We start from the raw sequence: 7163 nt of genomic DNA, 5'->3' as shown, positions 1-7163 counted from the left end.
CGATAGCTGAACAACAGATGATGTGAACGGCACACCGGCCTGGCGAAGATCCTGACATAAAAATCGGCTTCAGAAGCCGACGGGTTTTTAAGGATCGTCAGGCGCGACTCTCATCGTGGCGCTGGGGCATGCCCCAAACAGACGCCGGATAGATTTAAGCAAACCAACCACACCACCCGTTAATCAGTATTGCAAAAATGGGGGTGACCATAGATTTTTTTACCGCAAACGAGGCTTACAGCTTGCCGGCGTTCTCGGTCAGGTAGGCTGCAACGCCTTCTGGCGAAGCGTTCATGCCTTTGTCGCCTTTTTTCCAGTTGGCAGGGCAGACTTCGCCGTGCTCTTCGTGGAATTGCAGCGCGTCGACCAGACGGATCAGCTCTTCCATGTTACGGCCCAGCGGCAGGTCGTTGATGATCTGCGAGCGCACAACGCCCTTGTCATCGATCAGGAACGCGCCACGGAACGCCACGCCGCCTTCGGACTCAACGTCGTAGGCCTTGGCGATGTCGTGCTTCATGTCGGCAGCCATGGTGTATTTGACTTTGCCGATGCCGCCATCGTTGATGGCAGTGTTGCGCCAGGCGTTGTGGGTGAAATGGGAGTCGATGGAAACCGCGACCACTTCAACGTTACGCGCCTTGAAATCGTCCATGCGGTGGTCCAGAGCGATCAGCTCCGAAGGGCAGACGAAAGTGAAGTCCAGCGGGTAGAAGAACACCAGGCCGTATTTGCCTTTGATGGCTTCAGACAGCTTGAAGCTGTCAACGATTTCGCCAGTGCCGAGAACGGCAGGTACGTCGAAATCCGGGGCTTGTTTGCCGACGAGTACGCTCATTGGATATCTCCTGATGCAGGGGTGACGATTGAAGTAAAAGGACCGGCCTCGAGTCTGCCGCGCATAAGCGACAAGCCTGTGACGCAGTCACGCTTCGTGAAGACCGACCATCATACACTGAAAAAACCGTTCGTCAGCGCACAGGCAAAGTCGCGGCCCAGCACGGCAAAACTACTTTGACAATCATTCTCGTTAACATTAAGATCCATCGCACTTAAGCCTTAAACCCGCGATGGTTCTCCCTTATGTATGTCTGCCTCTGCACTGGCGTCACCGACGGACAAATCCGCGAAGCAATCTACGAAGGTTGCTGCAGCTACAAGGAAGTGCGTGAAACGACCGGCGTTGCCAGCCAATGCGGCAAATGTGCTTGCCTCGCCAAGCAAGTGGTACGGGAAACCCTGACGCAGCTGCAAACAGCTCAGGTCGCGCTGCCCTATTCAGCAGAATTTACACACGCCTGAATCAACGTATTTTAAAGAGCCGGACTTAGTGTCCGGCTTTTTTATGCCCGCAATTCAATTAGTTAGGGCCAAGACGCGGAACATAAACATTCTTATTCAGATTAATTTTCATTTATTATTCAATAACTTAGGTTTGACACTCAGGGGCTCGCCACGCAGACTCCTGCTTATATACCGCGAATAAAGGGCAGGACCCCAATCATGAAAGGCGACATCTCAGTCATCCAGCAACTCAACAAAATCCTTGGCAATGAACTGGTCGCGATCAATCAGTACTTTCTGCATGCGCGCATGTATGACGATTGGGGCCTGGAAAAGCTGGGCAAGCGTGAGTACAAGGAATCGATCAAAGCCATGAAGGACGCCGATGCCCTGATCAAGCGCATCCTGTTCCTGGAAGGCCTGCCGAACGTACAGGACCTGGGCAAGCTGAACATCGGCGAGCATACCCACGAAATGATCAGCAGCGACCTGGGCTTCGAACGCAAGAGCCACAGCGAGCTCAAGGCCGCCATCGCTCACTGCGAAGTGACCAAGGACTTCGGCAGCCGCGAACTGCTGGAAGATATCCTGGAAGACCAGGAAGAACATATCGACTGGCTGGAAACCCAACTGGGCCTGATCGACAAGGTCAGCCTGGAGAACTACCTGCAATCGCAGATGGGTGAATAACCCTTATTCACGGTAGGCGCGAGTTTGCTCGCGAAAAACTCAAGGGCCCCGCATTCCATCAGGGGGCCCGCGTTATCGTTGACGTTCTTCGCGAGCAAGCTCGCTCCTACAGATGAAGCACAAAAAAGCCCCGCTCTCGTATGAGAAGCGGGGCTTTTTGTTGCAGGCCAATCAAGCTTCAGTCTGGGCTGCCGCTTTTGCCGCTGCGTCTTTGACCAACGTCTGCAACTCACCGTTCTCGAACATTTCACTGATGATGTCGCTGCCGCCGACCAGCTCACCGGCTACCCACAGTTGCGGGAAAGTCGGCCAGTTAGCGTACTTGGGCAGGTTCGCGCGAATTTCCGGGTTTTGCAGGATATCCACATAAGCGAATTTCTCGCCACATTTCATGATGGCTTGGGACGCTTTCGCGGAGAAGCCGCACTGCGGGGCATTGGGAGAGCCCTTCATGTAAAGCAGAATGGTGTTGTTGGCAATCTGCTCTTTGATCGTTTCGATGATATCCATGGAACACCTCGGCTGGAACTTTGCGACTCACAGGTCGGCACGGTGGCGCATTGTAACGCAAAATCCCAGCGTGGTGCTCGGAGACCTTATGCCGCAGCTACGTGGACCGGCACGCCGTTCAGCGCGGCATTGCCCGACAACTCATCCAACTGCCGCTCGTCGGTCAGGTCGTTCGCGCTGGCACCCGGTTGACGGCTGGCGATCGTCATCTGCACGCCCGGACGCCCGTGGCCCCAACCATGCGGCAGGCTGACCACGCCAGGCATCATGTCCAGGCTGGCCGCGACCTCGACCTCGATCATGCCGATGCGCGAACTGACCTTCACCCGCTGCCCGTCGCTCAATTGGCGGCGGGCCAGATCCTCCGGATGCATGAGCAGTTGGTGCCGGGGCTTGCCCTTCACCAGGCGGTGATAGTTATGCATCCAGGAATTGTTGCTGCGCACATGGCGGCGGCCGATCAACAGCAATTCGTCGGCCGGTGGCAGCGGTTGCGCCGCGAAGCGCGCGAGGTCCGCCAGAATCACGGCCGGCGCGGCCTGTACCCGGCCATTCGCGGTTTTCAGGCGCGCGGCGAGATTGGGCGTCAGGGGCCCCAGGTCCACGCCGTGGGGGTGTTCGGCGAGCATTGCCACCGACAATTGGTGGCTGGAAGCATCGCCATACACGCCGGCGCGCAGGCCGAAATCAATCATCTGCGCCGGTGACAGGGTCGGCTTGAGCGCAACCCCGGTGTGCGCGGCAAACGCCTTGGCCAGGCCGACGAAGATCTCCCAGTCGTGCAGCGCGCCGTCAGGCTTGGGCAGGATCGCACGATTGAAACGGCTGACATTGCGCACCGCGAACATATTGAAGGTGGTGTCGTAGTGATCGTTTTCCAGCGCCGAGGTGGACGGCAGGATCAGGTCGGCATAACGCGTCGTCTCGTTGATGTAGAGATCGACGCTGACCATGAATTCCAGCCCATCCAGGGCCTGCTCCAACTGGCGACCATTCGGCGTCGATAGCACCGGATTGCCGGCCACGGTGACCAGGGCGCGGATCTGTCCTTCACCTTCGGTGAGCATTTCTTCCGCCAACGCCGACACCGGCAACTCGCCACCGTACTCCGGACGCCCCGACACACGGCTCTGCCAACGATTGAAATGCCCGCCGGAGGTGGAGGCCACCAGGTCCACCGCTGGCGTGGTACACAAGGCGCCGCCTGGACGATCCAGGTTACCGGTGACCAGATTGATCAATTGCACCAGCCAATGGCACAGCGTGCCGAATGCCTGGGTCGAAACGCCCATGCGCCCGTAACACACGGCCCTGTCCGCCGCGGCAAAATCCCGCGCCAACTGGCGGATCTGCTCGGCAGGCAGCGCGCACTGGCGGCTCATGGCCTCAGCGGTAAACCCGGCGATTGCGCGGCGCACGTCGTCCAGGCCGTCGACTGGCAAGTGACTGGCACGGGTCAGGTTTTCGGCAAACAACGTGTTGAGCAGTCCGAACAGCAACGCGGCGTCGCCACCGGGCCGTACAAACAGGTGCTGATCGGCAATCGCCGCCGTCTCGCTGCGCCGCGGGTCGACCACCACCACTTTGCCGCCCCGGGCCTGGATGGCCTTGAGGCGCTTCTCCACGTCGGGCACGGTCATGATGCTGCCGTTGGACGCCAGCGGGTTGCCGCCGAGGATCAGCATGAAGTCGGTGTGGTCAATATCCGGAATCGGCAACAACAGGCCATGGCCGTACATCAGGTGGCTGCTGAGGTGATGAGGCAACTGGTCGACCGACGTCGCGGAAAACCGGTTGCGTGTCTTGAGCAGGCCAAGGAAGTAATTGCTGTGGGTCATCAGCCCGTAGTTATGCACGCTGGGATTGCCCTGGTACACCGCCACTGAATTCTGTCCGTAGCGAGCCTGGATGCCCGCCAGTTTTTCGGCCACCAGCGCGAAGGCGTCTTCCCACGCAATCGGTTGCCATTCGCTACCCACCCGCAACATGGGTTGGTGCAGGCGGTCCGGGTCATTCTGGATATCCTGCAACGCCACTGCCTTGGGGCAGATATGCCCGCGACTGAAGGTGTCCAGTGGGTCGCCCTTGATCGACGTGATCGCCAGGCTGCCGTCTTCGGCTTGGGTGGTTTCCAGGGTCAGGCCACAGATGGCTTCGCACAGATGGCAGGCACGGTGGTGGAGAGTCTTGGTCATGGCCAGTCTCTTTATTAGGGCTTTGGCCTGACTATGGGCCGCGACTGCGGCGGGCACCAGCAACGTTCGTCGCGTGAATCGAAGGGCATCAGGCCAGGCCATGGGCAAGCGTGAGAAAATGTTTCAAAACCTGCCGAAGTGCCCCTGAAACCGACGCAGCCAGGCCTGGCCCCGCCCTCGCGGATTGCAAAAGGTCGCAGGGCCAGTGTACAAATGACCCGCTGCTGTCAGGAAATCGTCTTCAAAAGCGCTCTCGCGCCTGTCTGAACACCCCTAAACACCGTAGCCCTATTGGTAAGACGCGACATTTAATTATAAGATCGCGCCTTCCCCTATTTCGTCGCCCCGTGCGGCTTTCGCCGCAGGTCTCGCCCGTTTTCACAATAAACAAGGCTTTGAGTATCTGCGGTCTGTTGCAAAAAGGTAGTTAATGATGAGCGCAAGGCACTTTCTCTCCCTGATGGATTGCACGCCCGAAGAGCTGGTCAGCGTGATCCGTCGAGGCATTGAGCTTAAAGACCTGCGTAACCGCGGCGTACTGTTCGAGCCTTTGAAAAACCGCGTGCTCGGGATGATTTTCGAGAAATCGTCGACCCGCACCCGCTTGTCCTTCGAGGCCGGCATGATCCAGTTGGGTGGCCAGGCCATCTTCCTGTCGCCGCGTGACACCCAGCTGGGCCGTGGCGAGCCAATCAGCGATTGCGCGATTGTCATGTCGCGCATGCTCGATGCGGTGATGATCCGGACCTTTGCCCACAGCACCCTGACCGAATTTTCCGCGAACTCCCGGGTACCGGTGATCAACGGCCTGTCCGATGACCTGCACCCGTGCCAGTTGCTGGCCGACATGCAAACCTTCCTCGAGCACCGTGGCTCGATCCAGGGCAAGACCGTGGCCTGGATCGGCGACGGCAACAACATGTGCAACAGTTATATAGAAGCGGCGATCCAGTTCGACTTCCACCTGCGCATCGCCTGCCCGGAAGGCTTCGAACCGTCCGCCGAATTCCTGGCCAAAGCCGATGGTCGCGTGCAGATCCTGCGTGATCCAAAAGACGCGGTGGTCGGCGCGCACCTGGTAAGCACCGATGTCTGGACCTCCATGGGCCAGGAAGACGAAACCGCCAAGCGCCTGAAGCTGTTTGCACCGTTCCAGGTCACCCGCGCCCTGCTCGACCTGGCCGCGCCGGACGTGCTGTTCATGCACTGCCTGCCTGCCCACCGTGGCGAAGAAATCAGCCTCGATCTGCTCGACGACCCGCGTTCGGTCGCCTGGGACCAGGCAGAAAACCGTCTGCATGCACAAAAGGCCCTGCTCGAATTTCTGGTCGAACCGGCGTACCACCACGCATGAGCAAGCCATTACTGCTGAACCTGCGCAATCTGGCATGCGGCTATCAAGATCAGCGGGTGGTACAGAACCTCAACCTGCACCTCAACGCCGGCGACATCGGTTGCCTGCTCGGCTCCTCGGGGTGCGGCAAGACCACCACCCTGCGTGCGATCGCAGGGTTCGAACCGGTACACGAAGGCGAAATCAGCCTGGCCGGCGAAGTCATCTCCAGTGCAGGGTTCACCCTGGCGCCGGAGAAACGTCGCATCGGCATGGTGTTCCAGGACTACGCGCTGTTTCCCCACCTGAGCGTGGCCGACAACATCGCCTTTGGCATTCGCAAGCACCCGCAGAAAGACCGCGTGGTCGCCGAATTGCTGGAGCTGGTCAACCTGAAGAACCTGGGCAAGCGTTTTCCCCACGAGCTGTCCGGTGGTCAGCAACAACGCGTGGCCCTCGCCCGCGCCTTGGCGCCGGAGCCGCAATTGTTGCTGCTCGACGAACCCTTCTCCAACCTCGATGGCGAGTTGCGACGCAAGCTCAGCCATGAGGTGCGCGACATTCTCAAGGCACGTGGCACCAGTGCGATCCTGGTGACCCATGACCAGGAAGAAGCGTTTGCCGTGAGTGACCACGTCGGCGTGTTCAAGGAAGGTCGCCTGGAGCAGTGGGATACGCCCTACAACCTCTATCACGAACCGCTCACACCCTACGTCGCAAGCTTTGTCGGCCAGGGCTATTTCATCCGTGGCCAATTGTGTACGCCGGAATCGGTCAGCACCGAGCTCGGCGACCTGCGCGGCAACCGCGCGTATAGCTGGCCGGCAGGTGGCGCCGTGGATGTATTGCTGCGCCCGGACGACATCGTCTACGCACCGGACAGCGCATTGAAAGCGCGGATCGTCGGCAAGACGTTCCTCGGCGCCTCGACCTTGTACCGCCTGCAACTGCCGACGGGCGCCCAGTTGGAGTCGATCTTCCCCAGCCACGCCGACCATCAGGTCGGTGCAGACGTGGGGATCCGCGTCGCCGTCGAACACCTGGTGCTGTTCCGGGCCTCCGGCAGCACGGCGGCGCAGATTCCGCACACCGATTCGGGTGTGCGGCGCTACAGCCCCGCCAACTGAAGAAACCCGCTCCAGCCTTCGAAC

At 59.5% G+C, this 7163-nt stretch carries 7 protein-coding genes; 4 read left to right on the top strand and 3 right to left on the bottom strand.

Annotated elements, in window-relative coordinates:
* Nucleotides 1-235: 235 nt before the first annotated feature.
* Complete coding sequence (locus ACP7E3_RS09905; RefSeq protein WP_017844622.1) at nt 236-838, bottom strand: peroxiredoxin; 603 nt, start codon at nt 836-838, stop codon at nt 236-238.
* 245 nt (nt 839-1083) lie between these two features.
* Here ACP7E3_RS09905 and ACP7E3_RS09900 point away from each other — a divergent pair, with 245 nt between their 5' ends.
* Both ACP7E3_RS09900 and bfr read left to right on the top strand, forming a co-directional pair.
* The gene (locus ACP7E3_RS09900; protein ID WP_026139755.1) at nt 1084-1302 is read left to right on the top strand and encodes a bacterioferritin-associated ferredoxin; all 219 of its coding nucleotides are present in this window, start codon (nt 1084-1086) and stop codon (nt 1300-1302) included.
* Nucleotides 1303-1503: 201 nt separating this feature from the next.
* Nucleotides 1504-1974: a bacterioferritin gene (gene bfr / locus ACP7E3_RS09895; protein ID WP_017844621.1), complete on the top strand. Its 471-nt coding sequence runs from the start codon at nt 1504-1506 to the stop codon at nt 1972-1974.
* A 171-nt stretch (nt 1975-2145) separates the two neighbouring features.
* Here bfr and grxD read toward each other — a convergent pair whose 3' ends face one another.
* Both grxD and ACP7E3_RS09885 read right to left on the bottom strand, forming a co-directional pair.
* A complete protein-coding gene (gene grxD / locus ACP7E3_RS09890) occupies nt 2146-2484 on the bottom strand; it encodes a Grx4 family monothiol glutaredoxin (protein ID WP_046384543.1) in 339 nt (112 codons plus the stop codon).
* 86 nt (nt 2485-2570) lie between these two features.
* The gene (locus ACP7E3_RS09885) at nt 2571-4679 is read right to left on the bottom strand and encodes a molybdopterin oxidoreductase family protein (RefSeq protein ID WP_426122991.1); all 2109 of its coding nucleotides are present in this window, start codon (nt 4677-4679) and stop codon (nt 2571-2573) included.
* A gap of 433 nt (nt 4680-5112) precedes the next feature.
* Between ACP7E3_RS09885 and argF the strand changes: the two genes are divergently transcribed.
* Nucleotides 5113-6033: an ornithine carbamoyltransferase gene (gene argF, locus ACP7E3_RS09880; protein WP_026139754.1), complete on the top strand. Its 921-nt coding sequence runs from the start codon at nt 5113-5115 to the stop codon at nt 6031-6033.
* Nucleotides 6030-7139, top strand: a complete 1110-nt coding sequence (locus tag ACP7E3_RS09875; protein ID WP_046384545.1) for an ABC transporter ATP-binding protein — start codon at nt 6030-6032, stop codon at nt 7137-7139. Before argF ends, ACP7E3_RS09875 begins: the two co-directional genes overlap by 4 nt.
* The last annotated feature ends 24 nt before the right edge of the window (nt 7140-7163 follow it).

Source organism: Pseudomonas sp. PSPC2-3, assembly GCF_049898265.1.
In the GTDB taxonomy this organism is placed as follows: Bacteria; Pseudomonadota; Gammaproteobacteria; order Pseudomonadales; family Pseudomonadaceae; genus Aquipseudomonas; species Aquipseudomonas veronii.
The sequence above is the reverse complement of the archived record's forward strand: the minus strand, read 5'-3'. Positions and strand labels throughout refer to the sequence as shown.

Bases quoted from the DNA above. Each gene is read 5' to 3' on its own strand.
- ACP7E3_RS09905 (WP_017844622.1), bottom strand. From the start codon at position 838: ATGAGCGTACTCGTCGGCAAACAAGCCCCGGATTTCGACGTACCTGCC.
- ACP7E3_RS09900 (WP_026139755.1), top strand. From the start codon at position 1,084: ATGTATGTCTGCCTCTGCACTGGCGTCACCGACGGACAAATCCGCGAA.
- bfr (WP_017844621.1), top strand. From the start codon at position 1,504: ATGAAAGGCGACATCTCAGTCATCCAGCAACTCAACAAAATCCTTGGC.
- grxD (WP_046384543.1), bottom strand. From the start codon at position 2,484: ATGGATATCATCGAAACGATCAAAGAGCAGATTGCCAACAACACCATT.
- ACP7E3_RS09885 (WP_426122991.1), bottom strand. From the start codon at position 4,679: ATGACCAAGACTCTCCACCACCGTGCCTGCCATCTGTGCGAAGCCATC.
- argF (WP_026139754.1), top strand. From the start codon at position 5,113: ATGAGCGCAAGGCACTTTCTCTCCCTGATGGATTGCACGCCCGAAGAG.
- ACP7E3_RS09875 (WP_046384545.1), top strand. From the start codon at position 6,030: ATGAGCAAGCCATTACTGCTGAACCTGCGCAATCTGGCATGCGGCTAT.